The 18950-nt window shown below is 57.4% G+C and carries 22 protein-coding genes and 1 pseudogene; 7 read left to right on the top strand and 16 right to left on the bottom strand.

The genetic code is table 11. The features are described from left to right. Positions 1–178 precede the first annotated feature (178 nt). From ACUW6V_RS03500 to dgcQ, 3 genes and pseudogenes are all read left to right on the top strand, one after another. Positions 179–1093 carry a DUF808 domain-containing protein gene (locus ACUW6V_RS03500; RefSeq protein ID WP_454038001.1) on the top strand — a complete coding sequence of 305 codons (915 nt, stop codon included), beginning with the start codon at positions 179–181 and terminating at the stop codon, positions 1091–1093. Between the two features lie 89 nt (positions 1094–1182). Then, positions 1183–1365, top strand: a complete 183-nt coding sequence (locus ACUW6V_RS03495) for a YodC family protein (RefSeq protein WP_004388133.1) — start codon at positions 1183–1185, stop codon at positions 1363–1365. A 202-nt stretch (positions 1366–1567) separates the two neighbouring features. Next, a pseudogene (gene dgcQ / locus ACUW6V_RS03490) lies at positions 1568–3239 on the top strand (cellulose biosynthesis regulator diguanylate cyclase DgcQ). A 3-nt stretch (positions 3240–3242) separates the two neighbouring features. Here dgcQ and ACUW6V_RS03485 read toward each other — a convergent pair. Both ACUW6V_RS03485 and ACUW6V_RS03480 read right to left on the bottom strand, forming a co-directional pair. After that, a complete protein-coding gene (locus ACUW6V_RS03485; RefSeq protein ID WP_004388134.1) occupies positions 3243–4058 on the bottom strand; it encodes a mannosyl-3-phosphoglycerate phosphatase-related protein in 816 nt (271 codons plus the stop codon). Between the two features lie 302 nt (positions 4059–4360). Beyond that, complete coding sequence (locus ACUW6V_RS03480) at positions 4361–4573, bottom strand: DUF2525 domain-containing protein (RefSeq protein WP_004388135.1); 213 nt, start codon at positions 4571–4573, stop codon at positions 4361–4363. Positions 4574–4696: 123 nt separating this feature from the next. Here ACUW6V_RS03480 and dsrB point away from each other — a divergent pair, with 123 nt between their 5' ends. After that, a complete protein-coding gene (gene dsrB / locus ACUW6V_RS03475; protein ID WP_004388136.1) occupies positions 4697–4885 on the top strand; it encodes a protein DsrB in 189 nt (62 codons plus the stop codon). A gap of 168 nt (positions 4886–5053) precedes the next feature. Here the strand turns inward: dsrB and rcsA are convergent, their stop codons facing one another. From rcsA to fliF, 14 genes are all read right to left on the bottom strand, one after another. Next, a complete protein-coding gene (rcsA, locus tag ACUW6V_RS03470; RefSeq protein WP_004388137.1) occupies positions 5054–5677 on the bottom strand; it encodes a transcriptional regulator RcsA in 624 nt (207 codons plus the stop codon). Between the two features lie 348 nt (positions 5678–6025). Continuing rightward, positions 6026–6814 carry a flagellar biosynthetic protein FliR gene (fliR, locus tag ACUW6V_RS03465; RefSeq protein WP_012124383.1) on the bottom strand — a complete coding sequence of 263 codons (789 nt, stop codon included), beginning with the start codon at positions 6812–6814 and terminating at the stop codon, positions 6026–6028. A gap of 11 nt (positions 6815–6825) precedes the next feature. Beyond that, positions 6826–7095, bottom strand: coding sequence for a flagellar biosynthesis protein FliQ (gene fliQ, locus ACUW6V_RS03460; RefSeq protein WP_004388139.1), 270 nt, complete (start codon positions 7093–7095; stop codon positions 6826–6828). An 11-nt stretch (positions 7096–7106) separates the two neighbouring features. Then, complete coding sequence (fliP, locus tag ACUW6V_RS03455) at positions 7107–7844, bottom strand: flagellar type III secretion system pore protein FliP (RefSeq protein WP_004388140.1); 738 nt, start codon at positions 7842–7844, stop codon at positions 7107–7109. Then, the gene (fliO, locus tag ACUW6V_RS03450) at positions 7844–8221 is read right to left on the bottom strand and encodes a flagellar biosynthetic protein FliO (protein ID WP_014728582.1); all 378 of its coding nucleotides are present in this window, start codon (positions 8219–8221) and stop codon (positions 7844–7846) included. The genes fliP and fliO overlap by 1 nt, the downstream gene beginning before the upstream one ends. Beyond that, a complete protein-coding gene (gene fliN / locus ACUW6V_RS03445; protein WP_004388142.1) occupies positions 8222–8686 on the bottom strand; it encodes a flagellar motor switch protein FliN in 465 nt (154 codons plus the stop codon). It lies immediately after the preceding gene. Then, the gene (fliM, locus tag ACUW6V_RS03440; RefSeq protein ID WP_004388143.1) at positions 8679–9683 is read right to left on the bottom strand and encodes a flagellar motor switch protein FliM; all 1005 of its coding nucleotides are present in this window, start codon (positions 9681–9683) and stop codon (positions 8679–8681) included. Before fliM ends, fliN begins: the two co-directional genes overlap by 8 nt. 4 nt (positions 9684–9687) lie before the next feature. Then, entirely contained in the window at positions 9688–10161 is a 474-nt protein-coding gene (gene fliL / locus ACUW6V_RS03435) for a flagellar basal body-associated protein FliL (protein WP_004388144.1), read from the bottom strand. 103 nt (positions 10162–10264) lie between these two features. After that, entirely contained in the window at positions 10265–11527 is a 1263-nt protein-coding gene (gene fliK / locus ACUW6V_RS03430; RefSeq protein ID WP_454038000.1) for a flagellar hook length control protein FliK, read from the bottom strand. Then, positions 11524–11967, bottom strand: a complete 444-nt coding sequence (gene fliJ / locus ACUW6V_RS03425) for a flagellar export protein FliJ (RefSeq protein WP_004388146.1) — start codon at positions 11965–11967, stop codon at positions 11524–11526. Before fliJ ends, fliK begins: the two co-directional genes overlap by 4 nt. Positions 11968–11988: 21 nt before the next feature. Further along, on the bottom strand, positions 11989–13359 hold the full coding sequence (fliI, locus tag ACUW6V_RS03420) for a flagellar protein export ATPase FliI (RefSeq protein ID WP_012124387.1): 1371 nt from the start codon (positions 13357–13359) through the stop codon (positions 11989–11991). Further along, positions 13359–14063 carry a flagellar assembly protein FliH gene (fliH, locus tag ACUW6V_RS03415; RefSeq protein WP_004384855.1) on the bottom strand — a complete coding sequence of 235 codons (705 nt, stop codon included), beginning with the start codon at positions 14061–14063 and terminating at the stop codon, positions 13359–13361. Before fliH ends, fliI begins: the two co-directional genes overlap by 1 nt. Then, complete coding sequence (gene fliG / locus ACUW6V_RS03410; RefSeq protein ID WP_004384858.1) at positions 14056–15078, bottom strand: flagellar motor switch protein FliG; 1023 nt, start codon at positions 15076–15078, stop codon at positions 14056–14058. Before fliG ends, fliH begins: the two co-directional genes overlap by 8 nt. After that, a complete protein-coding gene (fliF, locus tag ACUW6V_RS03405; protein ID WP_029039567.1) occupies positions 15075–16787 on the bottom strand; it encodes a flagellar basal-body MS-ring/collar protein FliF in 1713 nt (570 codons plus the stop codon). Before fliF ends, fliG begins: the two co-directional genes overlap by 4 nt. A 230-nt stretch (positions 16788–17017) precedes the next feature. Here fliF and fliE point away from each other — a divergent pair, with 230 nt between their 5' ends. From fliE to ACUW6V_RS03390, 3 genes are read left to right on the top strand one after another with little or no spacing between them, the layout of a single operon-like run. Beyond that, the gene (fliE, locus tag ACUW6V_RS03400) at positions 17018–17329 is read left to right on the top strand and encodes a flagellar hook-basal body complex protein FliE (RefSeq protein ID WP_004384862.1); all 312 of its coding nucleotides are present in this window, start codon (positions 17018–17020) and stop codon (positions 17327–17329) included. A gap of 21 nt (positions 17330–17350) precedes the next feature. Continuing rightward, positions 17351–17689 (top strand): S24 family peptidase, encoded by a 339-nt coding sequence (locus ACUW6V_RS03395; RefSeq protein ID WP_454038055.1) that lies wholly within the window; start codon positions 17351–17353, stop codon positions 17687–17689. Continuing rightward, entirely contained in the window at positions 17592–18857 is a 1266-nt protein-coding gene (locus tag ACUW6V_RS03390) for a Y-family DNA polymerase (protein WP_454037999.1), read from the top strand. Before ACUW6V_RS03395 ends, ACUW6V_RS03390 begins: the two co-directional genes overlap by 98 nt. Positions 18858–18950 lie beyond the last annotated feature (93 nt).

The following is an 18950-nucleotide window of genomic DNA, read 5'->3' as shown; positions in this document are numbered from 1 at the left end:
ACTCCCTCACGACGTGAAATAAAGAACGCTTATAGTGAACGCTAAAATTATTGCCGAGGCGAGATTTTTAATTGTTTCGCTTAGGTTAATTTTGCGTTGACAGAAGGTGGTAGTTTCGGGGTAGCGCCTTTTACTCCATACTTAACACTTCAGAATCACAACACGAAGGAATGAAATTTTGGCCGGAAGTAGTTTATTAACGCTGCTGGATGATATCGCCACGTTGCTGGACGATATCTCAATGATGGGAAAACTCGCGGCAAAAAAGACCGCCGGGGTGCTGGGCGACGATCTTTCGCTTAACGCACAGCAGGTGACTGGCGTGCGCGCGAATCGCGAACTGCCGGTGGTCTGGGCGGTGGCGAAAGGATCGCTGCTCAATAAACTGATTCTGGTGCCGCTCGCGCTTATCATTAGCGCCTTCGCGCCGTGGGCCATTACCCCGCTCCTGATGGTGGGCGGCGCGTTTCTGTGCTTTGAAGGCGTGGAAAAGGTGATGCACAGCATCCACGCGCGTAAACACAAAGAGACACCGGAGCAGAGACAGCAGCGTCTGAATGAGATAGCAAAGCAGGACCCGAAACTCTACGAGCGCGATAAAGTAAAAGGCGCGGTGCGCACCGATTTTATTCTCTCGGCGGAAATCGTCGCCATTACGCTTGGCATCGTGGCCGAAGCCCCGCTCTTAAACCAGGTGCTGATATTAAGCGGTATCGCTGTTCTGGTGACGCTCGGTGTCTATGGAATTGTGGGCGTCATTGTGAAGCTTGACGATATGGGCTACTGGCTTGCAGATAAACGCTCGGCGCTGGCGCGCGGCGTTGGTAAAGGGCTGCTGGTGACGGCGCCGTGGCTGATGAAGGCGCTCTCTGTCCTCGGCACTATCGCGATGTTTCTGGTGGGCGGCGGCATTGTGGTACACGGCATCGCGCCGCTGCATCACGGGATTGAACACTGGGCGCAGAGCCTGGGCGGCGTGGGCGCGGCGGTGATGCCCACGGTACTAAACCTGGTGCTCGGTTTTATCCTCGGCGCTGTCGTGCTCGCGGTTGTTTCGCTTATCGGCCGGCTGCGCGGTAAACCGGCGCATTGAGAATATTCCTGAAACTGCGCGCCTGACAGGCGAAAATCGCGCGTGTTGACTATCTTCTGGATGTTTTCACACTGATAAAGGAGGCAGGCATGGTCTTTTTAGTCAGCGATGAAGTCCGGCGCAAAAACAGCGGTCAACGCATGGTCGTGACCGGTTATTCAAGCGGCATGGTGGAATGCCGCTGGTATGACGGTTACGGCGTGCAGCGGGAAGCGTTTCGTGAAGACGAACTGCTGCCCGGCGAAAGGAAATCTCGCGAAGAACGTCGTTGAAAGAACGCCCGGTTACACTGCCGGGCGTTTTCTTTCCCCCCTCCATCCTGCAACAGATCAATGACATCCTTTTACTTTCCAGGCGACAATCCGTAAAAAAACGGCCACACTTTTAATATCCGCGCCGCCTGGTATTATCTGAGCCGCCTGACCTTCACTCTGCTTCATCCAGTCGAGCCTTTATCAGTACAGGGAGTCTGACGTGCCTGACAAGTTACTCATCAGCCGCTGGCGGACCAAAAACCCTATTCGGGTCGTCAACTTCTGCTTCTGCGCCGTCTTTATCTTCTCCACGCTGCTGACCTGGCGTGAAGGAGTTATTCTGCAGGACGCTTTTATCTCCTCGCAGCGCAATCAGCTCGACAGCATCGCCACGGCGATGGACCGTAATCTGCAATACAGCGTCGATAAACTGCTGTTTTATCGCGCGGGTATGCGTTATGCCATGCATAACCTGTTAGAAGGCCCGCAGACCGACGCTCTCATCGCCGGGTTTAAGGCGGAGCGCGATAAACCTGAATGGACGCTGCCGACCGGGCGCGATCTGGCACCGGAAATTCAGGGCGTATCTGACGCGTTTATTGGTCAGAGCACACTGCTTGAGCGCGACGACGCGTTACTCTATAGCGAGCTGAATGCGACGCTGGCGCTCGGCCACATGCTGAGCATCGCCGATGCCCGCGCTGAGCGTCCGGAAGTACGCACTTTTTATGTGTCGCGCGCCGGTTTTTACCTCACTAATTTGCCGTTTTACGGTCACGGCAGCATACCGGAACTCTACTACCAGCAAGTCAGTAGCCGCTGGTTTCTCGATCAGTCGCGGCGGCGCAATCCTGGGCGTGGCGTGCGCTGGCTGCACGGGCGCGATCTCAGCATGCCCACGGGGCAGCGCGTCACCGCCAGCATCCCGCTGGATGATAAAGGCCGCTGGTTCGGTGTGCTGGCGATGGATTTCCCCATCGGCGCAATGCGCGATTTCCTGAAAAACGCACTGAATGACGACGACAGCGGCGGCGAAATTCTGCTTTTCGACAGCCAGCTAAGCCCGATAGCCACGACCGCTTCCGGCAGCGACACCGCGCTGCATTTCACGGCGCAGGATAAAGCGATGCTGGCCCGCCAGATGGAGCTTGGCAACGAGGGCGACGCGCGGATGGATACCCGCTTCATCACCTGGGCGAAGCTCGATTATTTCGACGGTGTGCTGGTGAAAGTCACCACGGTGTCGCAAAGCGCGGAAGGGAAATTCGGCAAAGTGGCGATGGTGCTTGGCCTGCTGTGGCTGCTCTTTACCGCCATGCTGTTTCTCTCCTGGCGGGTGATCGTGGGTATGGTGCGCAATATGCTGACCATGCAGCGCTCGCTGAAATGGCGCGCCTGGTATGACACGCTGACGCGCCTGTACAACCGTGGCGCGTTCTTTGAGCGCGCGCGTATGGCGGCGAAAACGTGTTTTGCGCAAAGTGAGCCGTTTTCGGTTATCCAGCTCGATCTCGATCACTTTAAAAGCATCAATGACCGCTATGGTCATCAGGCGGGCGATAAGGTACTGACGTGGGCGGGCGGGCATGTTAAGCCGTTCGCTGCGCGCCCAGGATGTGGCGGGGCGCGTCGGTGGGGAGGAGTTTTGCGTGATTCTGCCGGGTACGACCGCTGACGGGGCGCGGCAGGTGGCAGAGCGGATACGCCAGCGCATCAACAGCCAGGAGATTCTGGTGCGCCCGGATACGACCATTCGTATCAGCGTGTCGGTAGGCGTGAGCGAGGCGCGACGCGACGGCGATTACGATTTCGAGCATCTGCAATCGATAGCCGATCACCGGCTTTATCTGGCCAAACAGCGCGGGCGCAACCAGGTATGTGACGAGGGGTAAGGCTTACGCCTTACCCAGAAAATGATCGAGCCCTTCGCGAAAGCCCGCCGGGCCGCGCTCGGTCGTGCGGTAGACGCGGGCGGGATCGTCATTTTTAAGCATCACGCCCTGGCGGTTTAAGCCTTTCACCACCACCGCCAGGTCGACGTTATCAAGCAGCGAGGCGTCATCCGGCCCGTCGCCAAGCCCGATTGTGGTGCGCAGTGTGCCTTCACGCTTGCGGTACTGCTCTTTCAGCCAGTTCACCGCCTGGCCTTTACCGCCGCGTGCATCCAGCACGTGCCAGAAACGGCCACCCTCAATCATCATCAGGCCGAGCGCTTCAAGGCTTGCGGTAAAGCGCGCCAGGTTTTCGTCGCTGTCGCGCCAGATAACCGTCTCGGAGGCTTCCAGCAGCGTCGCCATCGCGGCAAGTTTCGGGCTAAGCCCGGTCCATTCGGCAATGGTTTTCTCATCCACATCGCTGAAGCAGAAAAGCTTATAGCCGTGCTCGTCGCGCAGGCGGTTAATCACGGCGAGGATGTCGTCATGGGGAACGCCATTTAGCAGGCGAGGGAAGTCAGGGCTATCCTCCCAGGCGGCGTCAAGCTGAATAATCGCGCCGTTCTCGGCGATAAAAGGCTGCCCGGAGAGACCAAGCGCATCCTGGATGGCGATAATTTCCGCCGCCGTTTTGGTGCTGGAGAGAATGACCGGCACCTGATGGTCGATAAGGCGAGTAAGCCACGCCTGCGCCGGTTCCCATTCATGCGTATTCGGATCAAGCAGCGTGCCGTCCAGGTCGGTAATCACCAGCAAATCGTCATTCAGATGCGCCATAGTGGCTCCTTTTTACGCGCAGCCATTTGCCTGGCTAACCAGGAATAATCTCGATTAATCGGCCTTTTTTGCAGGGTTATTTTGAGATCGTTGCCACGAAAGGCGCGCGGTTGTTGGCTTGCAGTGAATATATGGTTCCATAATATTAGCAATGTATTATTCACCAAGAAAATATATCCTTGTGCGGCAAAAATTTTGCGGTATGTTGTTCATCGACATCAGTTTCCCTGGTGTAACGAATTTTAAGTGCTTCTTGCTTTCGCAAGCTTATCCCGGCTCCCCAGGCCGGGATATTTTTATGCTCAATGGTTCACTTCGCTCGGCCCCGCATCGCGGATATCCAGTTCAAACTCCTCGCCAAGCTCCCGACACGTATCCTTTCTGCGCGCATCCGCCAGCGTCGGGGAGACGCATTCTGGCGTGTGCCGCTCGTCTTCGCTAATCACCTCAATCGCGCCCAGCAGCGCGTCGATATCAGCCTGTGGCGTTTCTGGCGTTGGGTTTTCCGGTTTCATGGCATTCACCTCACACGACCCCATCACGCTAATTATAGCTGTCCGCCGGCAGGCGCCACTCAGCCCGGTGCCAGCAAAGCGGTTTTGTTCTACACTGGCACAATAGCGATAAGAGGAGCAGTTATGAACGTTAACGATCGGGTTACCGTTAAAACGGATGGCGGGCCGCGTCGTCCAGGCGTGGTGCTGGCCGTTGAGCCTTTTAATGAAGGTACGATGTATCTGGTTTCACTGGAGGAGTATCCGCTGGGAATATGGTTCTTTAATGAGAAAGATCACCCGGACGGGATATTTGTCGAAAAGGTGGAATAACACGTCATATTTTTTACTTATTGTTACGCCGCTCCGTTAATTCGGGGCGGCGTTATTTTTAAGACAGGGTTCATCCTCGCCTGAGCGATATGATGATGAGTAATGTAATCGTTCCGACGAGCGTCAGAGACGAATCGTGTAGGGTACAGGGTAAATTAACGTGCTGCGTTAGCGCATATTCACAAAAATGCCGTTGGTGACGTTATCGGTCAACCGCACAACATGATAGATCACTTGCTTATTATGGGTCTTGATTTTACGTTTTATATTCCCTTTGTGAGACGAAACTGTCTTGGCCTTAATATTCATCTGATCGGAAATCTGAATCGTATCCTGGCCCGACATCCACATTCTCAGCATACTGGATTCAGTACGGCTTAAAGAGAGTGTAGGCAAACTGATTTTCCCAATACACTGCATATCTTTGGTTAAATAATCTCCCAGAATAGCGTCCAGTGACTCTGGTTTAATCGATTTAGAGCTAATTAACAGATTCTTACGCACCCGTAAATATTCATCGAAGTGAATATTGGCAATCGCCATAAAAACAATAAATAACGTACCGGGATGCTGATTAATGATGTGCTTTATATGCTGACTGCTTTCGGGATCGTGAATAAAACAGTCTTCATTAATAAACACCACATGGGGCTTACGCAGCTGACAGGCTTCTTCCAGAGTTTCAACACTATCAGCATGAAATATCTGACGTTTTCTGACTCCTCTTGTCGATAAATAACCGGTTAGCCCGAGCCTGGTATAGCTGCAGAGATCCATAATAATCGTTGACATAGCCTACCCTCACTAAACGCGTTATCCGTTAAAGCACAACGATTGCTCCACCAGCCTGAGAACGACCGCCGTTCTGCCAAGACCAGCATTTACGGGATAATAAAGCGTCAAACGGCGTACCGCAGACCGATAGCGTGAATCGTATCAGCCGGGTATCGAAGTCATTCAGGCGACCCCAACTATCCCGTAAAGTTACGTATAATTTGCCAGGAAAGTTCTTAAAGTAAAGAGGCGATCCGGTTCTGTGAGAGGCGTAAAATCATTAATTCCGCCTGGGATGTATGGTCAGCCAGAGAATATATTTTCCATATTAGGAATATCCTTAGGATGACCATTTAAAGAGAGGGGTTAACCCTTTGCAGGAATTTCGCTAACGATATCAGTCAACAAGTGAAATATTTCTGCGAATAAATGTTCACAGAACGGTGCTATTAAGGGCATTAACGCAGCGAGGACGATTATCCCGATACTCAGCGTCAGCGGAAAGCCAATGGCGAATACGGTCAACTGCGGGGCCATACGGTTTAACAGGCCAAGCGCCAGGTTTAATGACAGCAAAAGGGTAATCATCGGCAGCGCCAGCATGACGCCATTAATAAAAATCAGACCGCCCGCGCGGGTCAGCGCCATGAAAGCGTTGCTGTTAATCGCTTCGCCGCCAATGGGCAGGGTGTGAAACGTGTCGGCAAGAATGGAGATAAGCCACAGATGACCGTTAACCGTGAGAAACAGCAGCATTGCCAGCATATCGATAAAGCGCGCCAGCACCGGCATATTCAGTCGGCTGCCCGGATCGAAAAACGTGGCGAATGAGAGCCCCATTTGCAGCCCGATAAGCTCGCCCGCGGTACGCACCGCCGCGAACGCAAACTGCATCGTAAAGCCAATGGCGACGCCGATAAGAATCTGCTGCAACCCCAGCCACAGCCCTTCAAGCGAGAAAATCGGCACGTTACTGCCGGGAATATTGGGCGCGAGCGCGATGGTAATCAGCAGCGCCAGACCAATCTTGACGCGGATACTGATGGAGCGCTCGCTTAAGATAGGCGCGGTGCTGATAAGCGCCAGCACCCGCAGCAGCGGCCAGAAGTACAGAGTCAGCCAGTGAAGATACTGGTCGCTGGTGAATTGCAGCATGGGCGCGGCCGTCAGCCGATGATATACGGCAGGTTAGAAAACAGCGTGCGCATATAGTCGAGCAGCAGGTTGAGCATCCACGGGCCCGCCGCCACGATAACCACAAACACCGCCAGAATTTTCGGAATGAACGAGAGCGTCATTTCGTTAATCTGGGTGGCCGCCTGCAAAATACTGATAAACAGGCCGGTCACCAGCGCCACCAGCAGCAGGGGCGCGGCGAGCGCGAGCGCGACTTTCATGGCTTCCGTGCCCATCATCATGACCGATTCTGGCGTCATCATGCACCTCGTTAACTGTAAAAGCTTTGGGCAAGCGAACCGACAAGGAGCTGCCAGCCATCAACCAGCACAAACAGCATCAGCTTGAAGGGCAGGGCGATAGACGCAGGCGGCACCATCATCATCCCGAGCGCCATCAGCACGCTCGCCACCACCAGATCGATGATCAGGAAGGGGATAAACACGGTAAAGCCAATCTGGAATGCGGTTTTCAGCTCGCTGGTAACATACGCGGGCAGCAGGATGCGCATCGGCACCGCTTCCGGCCCCTGAATCGGCTGCGTATTGGCAAGTTTCGCAAACAGCGCCAGATCCGCCTCGCGGGTCTGGCGCAGCATAAATTCGCGCAGCGGTTGCGCGCCGCGGTCGAGCGCCACTTCCATCGAAATTTTGTTTTCGGTGAACGGCTGATAGGCGTCGGAATAGATCTTATCGATAACCGGCGACATGATAAAAAAGGTCAGGAACAGCGCGAGGCCCAGCAGCACCTGGTTTGGCGGCGCGGACGGGGTGCCGAGCGCGTTACGCAGCAGACCGAAAACGATAATGATGCGCGTAAAGCTGGTCATCATTAACAGAATGGCGGGCAGGAACGTCAGCGAGGTGATAAACACCAGCGTCTGTACCGGCAGCGACCAGCTCTGACCGCCGCCCGATATCGGCTGGCTGACAAGACCCGGCAGTTGCGCCATCGCCGGCGCCGCCAGCAGGCCGAGCGCGAGGAAAGAAAGATTTAACCAACGACGCATTACTTTCTCCCGCTACGCTTAAGCAGATTTTTCATCAGGTTCTGGAAGTCAGCGCCCGGCACGGTTTCCGGCTCCTGCGCGGGGGGCGCAGGCGGCAGGGTGTGCAGGGGCGTGATAGAGGTGGCGGTCACGCCCAGCACCAGGCGGGCGTCTTCCACTTCGACAATCACAATCTTTTCGCGAGCCCCAAGGCTCAGGCTGCTGTTGAGCTTCAGACCACGCATCCCGGTGCTTTTAGCCGCGAAGCCAAAACGCTTTGCCATCCAAGCAAACAGCAGAATAAAGAGGATAATCAGCGTCAGCGCGCCGCTTACCTGGATTAAGGATGAGCCGGCGTCGGGCATTGCCGGCTGTGCAACCGTGGTCTGATTTTTCATTTAACGACTCAGGCGACGCATACGTTCTGACGGGGTGATGATGTCGGTGATGCGCACGCCATATTTATCGGCGACGACCACGACTTCACCCTGAGCAATCAGGTAACCGTTGATAAGGATATCCAGCGGCTCGCCGGCGAGACCGTCCAGCGCGACCACGGAACCCTGCGTCAGACGCAGCAGCTCTTTAATGGTCATGCGGGTGCGGCCCAGCTCCACGGTGAGTTTCACCGGGATATCCATAATCAGGTTGATATCCTGGAGCGCGCCGACCATGTCGCCGCCTTCCAGCGCGCGGAACACGCTATCCGCCGAGCTCTTGCCCGCGGTTTTCTGCTCGCTCAGCGCATCGGCCCACAGATCGTCTGCGGAGTCGCCGGTGCTTTTTTGTTCTTTCAGTGCATCAGCCCACAGATCGTCCATTTCACCAGCATTTTCATCGGACGGTTTGTTAATGTCACTCATTGGGCTGTTCCTCATTCAGCGAATTCAAAATTGGGTTGATCAAATGTTCAACGCGCAGGGCGTATTGCCCGTTTACGGTGCCGTACTGGCTGGTGAGAACCGGTACGCCATCCACATGCACCAGAATGCGATCCGGCTTATCAATGGGCAGCACGTCGCCTGGCTTCAGCTTCAAAATCTTCGAGAGTCGCAGCGGGATCTCGGCGAAGTTAGCAATTAACTCCAGCTCCGAGTGCTGCACCTGCCGTACCAGAGTGTCGCGCCAGTTCTGATCTTCCTGACGGGAGTTTTCCAGCGGCGGGTTAACCAGCAGTTCGCGCAGCGGCTCAATCATGCTGAACGGCAGACAGATATTAAACTCGCCGGTCAGGTTACCAATCTCGACGTGAAACGGGGTGTTAACCACGATATCGTTCGGCGAGGTGGTGATATTGGTGAATTTCACCTGCATCTCTGAACGCACATACTCCACGTCCAGCGGGTTAATCGCTTTCCACGCGTCGCTGTAGGCTTCAAGCGCCAGCTTGAGCATACGGTTGATGACGCGCTGTTCGGTGTGGGTAAATTCGCGGCCTTCCACTTTGGTCGGGAAGCGGCCATCACCGCCGAACAGGTTGTCCACCGCGATAAACACCAGGCTTGGCGAGAACACAAACAGCCCGGTGCCGCGCAGCGGTTTTAAATGAATCAGGTTAAGGTTGGTCGGCACCGGCAGGTTGCGGGCAAACTCGTGGTAGGGCTGAATACGAATCGCCCCCACGGTAATGTCCGGGCTGCGGCGCAGCAGGTTAAACAACCCCATACGGAACTGGCGCGCGAAGCGTTCGTTGATAATCTCCAGCGCCTGGAGGCGCTCGCGCACCACGCGACGCTGGGTATTGGGATCGTAGGGGCGAATGTCGCCATCGCCGCCTGTCGCTTGCTGTTCCGCGCTCTGCTCGCTGTCGCCGTTTAACAGCGCATCGATTTCGGCCTGAGAAAGAATACTGTCGCCCATGGCTTTACCGCAGAATAAAGGCAGTGTAGAGGACGTCAGTCACTACCTGCTTCGGTTGTCCTGCCACCAGCGGCGCGGAAAGCGTCTGTTTAATCGCTTCCACCAGCTTCTGTTTGCCTTCATCGGTCGCGAGCTGTGAGGCATCCTGACGGGAGAAGAGCAGCAGCAGACGGCTGCGCACTTCCGGCAGGTAGTCGCTAAGACGCTGGCGGGTCGCCTCGTCCTTCAGACGCAGCGTAATGCCGACATACAGCACACGGTCGGCATCACCCAGGTTCACGGTGAAGGTGTCCAGTGCGAAAAAGACCGGCGCTGGCGGCGGTTCTGGCGCCGCTTTAGCCGCGGTGGTGCCATGCTGCTGCATACGCCAGTAGCTGTAACCTGCCGTCGCACAGGCAGCGAGAGTTATAATGACCAGTAACGGGATCCAGATGGAGCGTTTACGGCCTTTACCTTTGGTGATTGCGCTGTCAGTCATCAGACTCGGGTTTCCTGTATCAGTACTGCGATAGAGTGATTATCCCGTCTCTGCGCGCAGTCAAAGCCTGGAAAAAACGGGAATAATCACGTTACCTCTGGCGTTAGGCAAAGATATCGACCGCGCCGTTGCCGCGAGCGGCTGCCTGAAGGCTTGCCGGAGCGGCAATCGCCTCTTCTTCACCATTCAGGCTAAAAGCGCCGCCAGAACGGGATGCGGCAGACTGTTGCGGGTTGTTTTGCTGCTGCTGACCGCTAAAGTTTTCGCTGCTGATGCTGCTCTGACCGAGCTGAATGCCGTTTTCCGCGAGCTGCGCGCGCAGCGTCGGCAGGGCGGCTTCCAGCGCTGCGCGCACATGACTGTGCGGCGACACCATCTGAACCTGCGCCATGTTGTCATCAATCTTCAGGCTGATCTGCACTGCGCCCAGCTCTTCCGGGTGCAGGCGCAGTTCGGCGCTCTGCTGGCCGTTGCGGGTAAACAGCGTGATGTGCTGGCTCACCGAGTTCTGCCAGTCCGGGGTGCCGAGCGGCGCGGTGACCTGCGGGGTCGGCATCGTCATTGCCGGCGTGGTGTTCTGGGTGCCTTGCGTGGTCGTGGAGGCCAGCGCGTGCAGGTTCAGGTTATGCGGCACCTGCGTGCTGCTCACATCCGCGGCGGTTTTATCGACCGTCGAGACCGGCGCGACAACATCCGAAGCGGCCTGGCCGGTGACCGGCGCAGTCGCAGCGGCGGCCGTCAGCGGGGTGGCGGCGTCATCGCTTTTCGCGCTGGTTTTGGCATCGCTTTTGGCGTTGCCGAGCGTCTGGGTCAGGCTTGCCGTCGGGCTAAAACCATTAGCGCTCAGCGCGGCAACGCCCTGCGCCTGGGTTTGCATTGGTGCGTCAGCCGCCGCGTTCGGCTGCTGGGTCTGCGGCAGCATCGCGAAGAGGGCGCTTAACGCGGCCATATCTTCGTCGCTGAGTTTTTTATCGTCGTCAAGACCGGCGGTTTTCAGCGCGGGCTTCGCGGCGTCCGCCGTCACTGCCTGCGCGTCGCCGGCGGCAAGCGTCAGATCGGCCGGGGTGATCTCGCCGTTGGTCAGTTGATCCAGCAGACGCGCGAGATCGTTCTGCACGCCTTGCTGGCCCGCCGTAGCATCGGCCAGCGTTTTACCCGCCAGCGTCTCTTTACCGGCACCCTGCAACTGCGCGAGCGACAGCGTTTTGCCGTCGGCAAACGGCAGCTTGCCTGAGAAATGCTGGCCTAACAGCGCCAGAAAATCCTGCGCCGCGTCGCCGCTTTTCGCATCGACGCCTTTCAGCCCGGCACCGGTGCCAGTCGCATCGACGTCACTGGTAAGCACAACATTGGGCAACGTAATCATTCGCCTTTCCTCATTGATGCCCGCTGGGCAAATTCATCCATTCTTTTTTGATCGAGCCGGTTTTCCGCCAGCAGCGCCGCGCTGGCGTGCCGGTCCTGGAGCGTTTGCCAGGCCTGAAGACGCTGCTTTTTCTCTTTCCAGAACGAGAGCGCCTGATCGACTTTGGTATTCCACTGCGTAAGCTGAAGGCGATGCTGTTCAATCGCTTTCTCCAGCGTCTGGATAAACTGCTGGTAATTCACCCAGCGGTTACTGGCAATCCCCTGGGTCATGGTCTGATTCAGGTTATTGCGATATTCCTGCTGATAATTCATCAGCATCGACAACTGTTCTTCCGCCTGCTGACAGCCGCGACGCATTTCGCCAAGCCGCAACGCGGCATCGTCGACTTCTTTCTCAGCCATATCTTTAAGCGTGTTCAGCGCGCCATTTTGTTTCATGGCTACCTCCCTCATACCTCATCAAACTGACGGGAAGATAAGTTCCAGTGCCTGCAACGCATCCTCTACACCGGAACGTTCGTAAATACCCTGCTGCAGAAACGCTTCCAGTTGCGGCCACAGCGTAATGGCGCGATCCAGCATCGGATCGCTGCCTTTGGCATAAGCCCCAACGCTCACCAGATCGCGGTTGCGCTGGAAACTTGAAAGCAGCTGTTTGAAGGTCCGCACGCGCGCGTAATGCTCTTCGCTGATGATGGCTGTCATCACGCGGCTGATGGACGCTTCGATATCAATCGCCGGATAGTGACCGGCTTCCGCGAGGCGGCGCGACAGCACGATGTGGCCGTCGAGAATGGCGCGCGCGGAGTCGGCGATCGGGTCCTGCTGGTCGTCGCCTTCGGTCAGTACGGTATAAAACGCGGTAATCGAGCCGCCGCCGCTGATGCCGTTACCGGCACGCTCGACCAGCGCGGGCAGTTTGGCGAACACCGAAGGCGGGTAGCCTTTGGTCGCAGGCGGCTCGCCGATGGCCAGCGCGATTTCACGCTGCGCCATCGCGTAACGGGTCAGCGAATCCATGATCAGCAGAACGTGCTGACCGCGGTCGCGGAAATCTTCTGCGATGCGGGTGGCGTAGGCGGCACCCTGCATACGTAATAAAGGAGAGACATCCGCCGGGGCGGCAATCACCACCGAGCGGGCGCGCCCTTCGGCGCCGAGGATGTTCTCGATAAAGTCTTTGACTTCACGGCCACGCTCGCCGATAAGCCCGACCACGATGACATCCGCCTGGGTGTAGCGCGCCATCATGCCGAGCAGTACCGATTTACCGACGCCGGAGCCCGCGAACAGGCCCATACGCTGGCCGCGACCGACGGTCAGCAGGGCGTTAATCGGGCGCACGCCCACGTCCAGCACATCTTCAATGGCGGTACGTTGCAGTGGGTTAAACGGCGGGGTGATAAGCGCGCCGGTGGTTTCGGTGTCAGGGGAGGGCAGACCATCAAGCGGCTTGCCCGCGCCGTCCAGCACGCGGCCAAGCAGTTGCGGGCCGAGCGGCAGCTGTTTGCTGCTCTGTAACCCTTCGCCCCCCCCCGAACGGGCATAAACGCGCGCGCCCGGCAGAATGCCTTCGACTTCTTCAAGCGGCATTAAAAACAGTTTCTGGCCGTTAAAACCGACCACTTCGCTTTCCACTTCCTGGAGCTGCGTGCCTTCCTGACGTTCGATAATACAGGTCGCGCCGAGCGGCAGTTGCAGCCCGGTCGCTTCCAGCACCAGGCCGGTGGCGCGTGTCAGGCGGCCGTAGCGGCGCACCGACGGCAGTTGCGCCATTTTGGTCTCGAAGTTATCGAGCGTATTGAGCCAGCGGGTCAGACGGGCGGTCATTACACCACTCCTGGTGCGGCCAGGCGGCACAGTTCCTGCCAGCGCGTCGCCACGCTCGCATCGAGATCGCCTTCATCGGCAGAGACTTTGCAGCCGCCCGGATGGAGCGTCGGGTCGCCGCGCAGACGCCAGCCGTGCAGGCTTAAGGTCGCGCCGAGCATCTCTTCGACGCGCTGTAAATCGTCCGGATGCACGCGCAGCTGCGGTTTGCCGCTAAACAGCGGCTCCTGCTGCAACAGCGTCTGGATCTGCTTAATCAGGTGGTTGTTATCCACCTGAACGTGGCCGATCACCTGGCGCGCGGCTTCCAGCGCCATCTGCATCAGGCGCGAGGCGATGACGCTGTCGAGCGCGTCCAGGGTGTACTGGAACTCGCTCACCAGCTGCTGCATACGCGCGTGTATTGGCCCCTGCTGGGCGCGCGCTTCGGCGAGCCCCTGTTCGAATCCTTTGGAATGGCCTTCCTGGCGGCCCTGCTCGAAGCCCTGCTGACGCCCTTCGGCGAGCCCGGCATTAAAGCCTTGCTCATGCGCCTGGGTTTGCATCATCACCAGCGCCTGCTGCTGTTGCTGCAGGCGTAACTGCTCTTCGTCGACTTCTTCGCTTTCGCCGCTGACCGTCTCGTCGAATGCCGTGAATTCCGGCATTACAGGCGGGGAGAGGTCATCCGGCATCCAGCGCTGCCAGGGAAGCTTATTAGACATAGGTATCCTCGCCGCTGCCAATTACCATCTCGCCGGTTTCCGCCAGACGACGGACGATGAGCAGGATAGCTTTCTGTTCGTTTTCCACCTGAGACAGACGCACCGGCCCGCGGTTGGCCAGGTCGTCGCGCAGGATATCGGCCGCACGCTGCGACATGTTGCGCAGGAATTTCTCGCGCAGCGGCTGCTCGGCGCCTTTGAGGGCGATAAGCAGAGATTCGGACTCCACTTCCTGCAGCAGGCGCTGGATGGAGCGGTCGTCGACTTCCACCAGGTTTTCGAACAGGAACATTTCGTCGATGATTTTCTGCGCCAGATCGCCGTCGAATTCGCGCACTGCCGTAATAACGGCTTCTTCCTGCTGCGTTTTCATCAGGTTGATAATTTCCGCCGCTGTTCTCACGCCGCCCATTTTGCTGCGCTTGAGGTTCTGGCCGTCGAGCAGGTTGTTCAGCACTTCGGTCAGCTCCGCCAGCGCCGCCGGCTGGACGCCGCCGAAAGTGGCGATACGCAGCATCACGTCGTGACGCAGACGCTCGTCGAACAGCGCCAGGATATCCGCCGCCTGGGCACGTTTGAGGTGCACAAGAATGGTGGCGATAATCTGCGGGTGTTCGTCGCGAATAAGGTCGGCGGCGCTCTGCGGCTCCATAAAGTTGAGCGTTTCCATACCCGAAGTGGTCTCTTTGGAATCGAGAATATCTTCGAGCAGGCTGGAGGCGCGCTCTTCGCCCAGCGCTTTGACCAGCACCGAACGCAGGTAGTCGTTGGTGTTGATGCTCAGCGCCGCGAACTGTTCCGCTTCCTGTTCAAACTCCGCCAGTACGTCAGTCAGCTGTTTGTTAGAGATCTGACGCACGCTCGCCATCGCGGCGCTGAGGTGCTGCACCTCGCGAGGCGAGAGGTGTTTGAACACCTCCGCCGCGCGGTCTTCACCGATGGTCATCAGCAGAATGGCGCTTTTATCGGTACCCGACAGACCATTGGCATTAGCGTTGGAATTAGCGTTACTCATAGCTCGTTACTCATCCACTGGCGGATGACCAGCGCGACCACGCGCGGATCGTTGTCTGACATTTCGCGGATACGCTGGCTCATCACTTCGGCGCTCAGGCGCTGGTTAGCGCGGCGCTGCTGCGTCTGTTCGTCTTTGCTCAGGCGAACTTCCACGGACTCTTCCACTTCTTTACGCTGCTGCTGCATTTCCTGGACGCGCTTCACTTCTTCAGCACGGCGCTGCAGCTGCGGACGGACCGCTTTACGCCACAGCAGCCAGGCGACAATCAGCACCACCAGCCAGCGGCCTGCGGAGAGAAGCTGATCGATGAACGCTTGTTGCTTCCAGAACGGCAGTTCGCCACCCGATTCATCGCTCGCGGTAAACTGCGAGTTAACGACGTTCAGGGTATCGCCGCGCTTGTCGGAGTAGCCCATCGCTTCGCGGGTCAGGTCTTCAATCTGTTTCAGCTGCTCGGCAGTCAGCGCGAGCGGCTTGCCATTGCCCAGCTGACGGTAGTTCACCACCACCGCGACGGAGAGACGCTGCACGTCGCCCACGTTCATTTTGGTGTGGCGAATGGTGCGATCCACTTCGTAGTTCGTGGTTTCATCACGCTGGCTGCTGTGCGGGCCGCTGCTGGCGCCTGCCGTGCTGGTGCTCTGAGTACGCTGCGCGTTCTGACCATTCGCATTCTGACCGTTGGCGTTCTGGCCATTGTTCTGGCCGGCAGGCGCGTCAATCGGTGCGCTGTTGGCCGGTGCAGGCTGGTTAGAGAGCGCGCCCGGTACGCCGCCCGGATAGGCACCGCCCACCTGGTCGTTGGTGTTCAGCTGACGAGAGCGGACGGCCATCTGCGACGGGTCGCTGTTCGGACGGTACTGCTCTTCGGTCTGTTCTTTATTAGAGAAGTCGATCTGCGCGGTGACCTGGGCATGGACGTTGCCGGTGCCGACGATAGGCGCAAGGATAGATTCGATACGGCGCTGAATACGGCCTTCAACATCGGAGGCGTATTTGAGCTGCGCGTCGTTAAGATCACGAGCGCCGGTGCCGGACTGCGTCAGCAGGCGGCCGGTTTGATCCACAAGCGTTACGTTGCCCGGCGGCAGGCCCGCAACGGCGCTGGACACCATGTGCACGATGGCGGCGACCTGGCCATCATCGAGCGCGCGGCCCGGCTGCAGGTTCAGGGTGACCGACGCGGAAGGGGATTTCTGCTCGCGAACAAATAAAGAGGGTTTCGGCATGGCGAGGTGAACACGCGCATTCTTCACCGGACCTAACGTCTCAATGGTGCGCGCCAGCTCGCCTTCCAGCGCGCGCTGGTAGTTAACCTGCTCGCTGAACTGGCTGATGCCGAATTTTTCCTGATCCATCAGCTCAAAGCCCACGGCGCCGCCTTTCGGCAGCCCCTGCTGGGCGAGACGCAGACGCAGATCGTACACCTTCTCGGCAGGCACCATGATAGAGGCACCGTTATCCGCAAAGTTGTAAGGAATATTCATCTGAGTCAGTTGGGTGACGATAGCGCCGCCGTCCTGATCGCTCAGATTGCTGTAAAGCACGCGGTACTCCGGCTGTTTTGCCCAGAGCACCAGAGCCACAATAATAGCCACCGCGGCGGCCCCGGCCACCATTAAGGGGATCTTCGGGTTTGCGCGTAAGCGGTTGAGCCACTCTACGGTTTTATTTTGTGGCGTTTGAGTTGAAGCTGCGGCAGTCATTGCGCCCCTCTTGACTCAGCGTTGACAGAATAATGCGTGTTATGAAGCAAAACGGACTCCCGGGTCGGCAAGCACGACTAAAGTTCCACTTGGATGGCGAGGGTCATTATTGGCTGTCGCGCGTTTTTCTATGGGTCAAATAGGTTGGTTTTTTATCGTTATTTAGAGCCTTTATCCCATTGACAAAGTGTTACTCTGCACCCCGTTGAAAAATCATCCAGGGGTAAAAGATGGCTATTCAGGGTATTGAAGGGGTACTCCAGCAGATGCAGGCCACCATGCAGGTGGCGCGCAATAATGCTGTCGAGACCCCGCCCTCCGTGAGTTTCGCCGGAGAGTTACAGGCCGCGCTTGGACGTATCAGCGATACGCAAAACGCCGCCCGCACTCAGGCGGAAAAATTCGCAATCGGCACGCCGGGCGTGGCGCTGAACGATGTGATGGTCGACCTGCAAAAATCGTCTATCTCGCTGCAGATGGGCATCCAGGTGCGCAACAAGCTGGTTGCGGCGTACCAGGATATTATGAATATGCAGGTTTAACAGGCCTGACTCGCTGATAAGATTGAAAAATATGGCATCCCTGGCGTCTCGCTTTTGCTGGTGGACTTCAGTCTGCACGCGAAGCATAACGACATCATGGTCGCCAGTATTGGCGGCGAGTTCACCATTAAAAGGCTGGTGACGTACCCGGTGGCGCAGCTGCGCGCCGAGAACCCGGCTTACCCGCCTATCGCTGTTTATGACGCCGACGACCTCGACATCGTCGGCGTTGTCATTTGCGTAATACACACTCTGCACCGCAATGTTCGCGCTGGTTGTTATGAACTCGTTCTATACGAGTTGCGAGACGGCATTCCGTCCGGATCTGGCCAGTCAGCCCATTGTGGCGCTTTCGAATAACGATGGCTGCGTGATAGCGCTCAGCCGCGAAGCCAACGCGCCTGGCATAAAAATGGGCATGCCCTGGTTCCAGCTTCGCGAGATGCAGTTTCCACAGCGGATCATAGCCTTCTCAAGCAACTATGAACTCTATGGCGACATGAGCCAGCGGGTGATGACCACGCTTGAGGAACTGTGCCCGCGCGTTGAGGTATACAGTATCGATGAAGCATTCTGTGACCTGACGGGTGTGCGGAACTGTCGCGACCTGGCTGATTTTGGCCGGGAGATACGCGAGACGGTGCGGCGTAACACGCGAATTCATTGTGGTGTCGGTATCGCCCAGACGAAGACGCTGGCTAAACTCGCCAATCGCGCGGCCAAAGAGTGGCCGCAGACGGGCGGGGTGGTGGACCTGTCGAACCAGGCGCGCCAGCGGCGGCTGATGGCGCTGATGCCGGTGGAGGAAGTCTGGGGCGTCGGCCGGCGTATTGCCAGAAAGCTGGAGACAATGGGCATCAAAAATGCTTTGCAGCTCTGTGATACCGACATCCGCTTTATCCGCAAACACTTTAACGTCGTGCTGGAGCGCACCGTGCGCGAGCTGCGCGGCGAGCCCTGCCTGGAGATCGAAGAGTTTGCCCCGGCGAAACAGGAAATCGTCTGCAGCCGCTCGTTTGGTGAGCGCATCACCGACTATGAAGCGATGCGCCAGGCTATATGCAGCTATGCGGCGCGCGCGGCAGAAAAGCTCCGCGGCGAGCATCAGTTCTGCCGGTACATTTCGGTGTTTGTGAAAACGTCGCCGTTCTCTGCTGAGCCGTATTACCGCAATCACGGCGGGACTAAGCTGCTGACGCCCACACAGGACACGCGCGACATAATTGCCGCGGCGACGCGCTGCCTTGATGCGGTCTGGCGCGACGGCCACCGGTACCAGAAGGCGGGCGTTATGCTGGGTGACTTTTTCAGCCAGGGCGTGGCGCAGCTGAACCTGTTTGACGAGAACGCGCCGCGCGCGAACAGCGAGGCGCTGATGTCACTGATGGACAGACTCAACCAGCAGGGCAGGGGAACACTCTATTTTGCGGGGCAGGGTATCCAGCAGTCGTGGCAGATGAAGCGGGAGATGCTGTCGCCGTGTTATACGACACGGCTTGCAGATGTGCCGACCGTGCGGGCTTGGTAAAAGTGATGTTTACACATTTATAATGCAAGATAACGTCCGCTTTGAGCGAGGAGCGGAAGTTAAAACTTCTTCTCACTGATTATACAACTTTAA

Source organism: Cronobacter sp. 153480017-3, assembly GCF_053627815.1.
This window is presented reverse-complemented; position numbering and strand designations above follow the sequence as displayed.

Bases quoted from the DNA above. Each gene is read 5' to 3' on its own strand.
- ACUW6V_RS03495 (WP_004388133.1), top strand. From the start codon at position 1,183: ATGGTCTTTTTAGTCAGCGATGAAGTCCGGCGCAAAAACAGCGGTCAA.
- ACUW6V_RS03485 (WP_004388134.1), bottom strand. From the start codon at position 4,058: ATGGCGCATCTGAATGACGATTTGCTGGTGATTACCGACCTGGACGGC.
- ACUW6V_RS03480 (WP_004388135.1), bottom strand. From the start codon at position 4,573: ATGAAACCGGAAAACCCAACGCCAGAAACGCCACAGGCTGATATCGAC.
- dsrB (WP_004388136.1), top strand. From the start codon at position 4,697: ATGAACGTTAACGATCGGGTTACCGTTAAAACGGATGGCGGGCCGCGT.
- rcsA (WP_004388137.1), bottom strand. From the start codon at position 5,677: ATGTCAACGATTATTATGGATCTCTGCAGCTATACCAGGCTCGGGCTA.
- fliR (WP_012124383.1), bottom strand. From the start codon at position 6,814: ATGCTGCAATTCACCAGCGACCAGTATCTTCACTGGCTGACTCTGTAC.
- fliQ (WP_004388139.1), bottom strand. From the start codon at position 7,095: ATGACGCCAGAATCGGTCATGATGATGGGCACGGAAGCCATGAAAGTC.
- fliP (WP_004388140.1), bottom strand. From the start codon at position 7,844: ATGCGTCGTTGGTTAAATCTTTCTTTCCTCGCGCTCGGCCTGCTGGCG.
- fliO (WP_014728582.1), bottom strand. From the start codon at position 8,221: ATGAAAAATCAGACCACGGTTGCACAGCCGGCAATGCCCGACGCCGGC.
- fliN (WP_004388142.1), bottom strand. From the start codon at position 8,686: ATGAGTGACATTAACAAACCGTCCGATGAAAATGCTGGTGAAATGGAC.
- fliM (WP_004388143.1), bottom strand. From the start codon at position 9,683: ATGGGCGACAGTATTCTTTCTCAGGCCGAAATCGATGCGCTGTTAAAC.
- fliL (WP_004388144.1), bottom strand. From the start codon at position 10,161: ATGACTGACAGCGCAATCACCAAAGGTAAAGGCCGTAAACGCTCCATC.
- fliK (WP_454038000.1), bottom strand. From the start codon at position 11,527: ATGATTACGTTGCCCAATGTTGTGCTTACCAGTGACGTCGATGCGACT.
- fliJ (WP_004388146.1), bottom strand. From the start codon at position 11,967: ATGAAACAAAATGGCGCGCTGAACACGCTTAAAGATATGGCTGAGAAA.
- fliI (WP_012124387.1), bottom strand. From the start codon at position 13,359: ATGACCGCCCGTCTGACCCGCTGGCTCAATACGCTCGATAACTTCGAG.
- fliH (WP_004384855.1), bottom strand. From the start codon at position 14,063: ATGTCTAATAAGCTTCCCTGGCAGCGCTGGATGCCGGATGACCTCTCC.
- fliG (WP_004384858.1), bottom strand. From the start codon at position 15,078: ATGAGTAACGCTAATTCCAACGCTAATGCCAATGGTCTGTCGGGTACC.
- fliF (WP_029039567.1), bottom strand. From the start codon at position 16,787: ATGACTGCCGCAGCTTCAACTCAAACGCCACAAAATAAAACCGTAGAG.
- fliE (WP_004384862.1), top strand. From the start codon at position 17,018: ATGGCTATTCAGGGTATTGAAGGGGTACTCCAGCAGATGCAGGCCACC.
- ACUW6V_RS03390 (WP_454037999.1), top strand. From the start codon at position 17,592: ATGTTCGCGCTGGTTGTTATGAACTCGTTCTATACGAGTTGCGAGACG.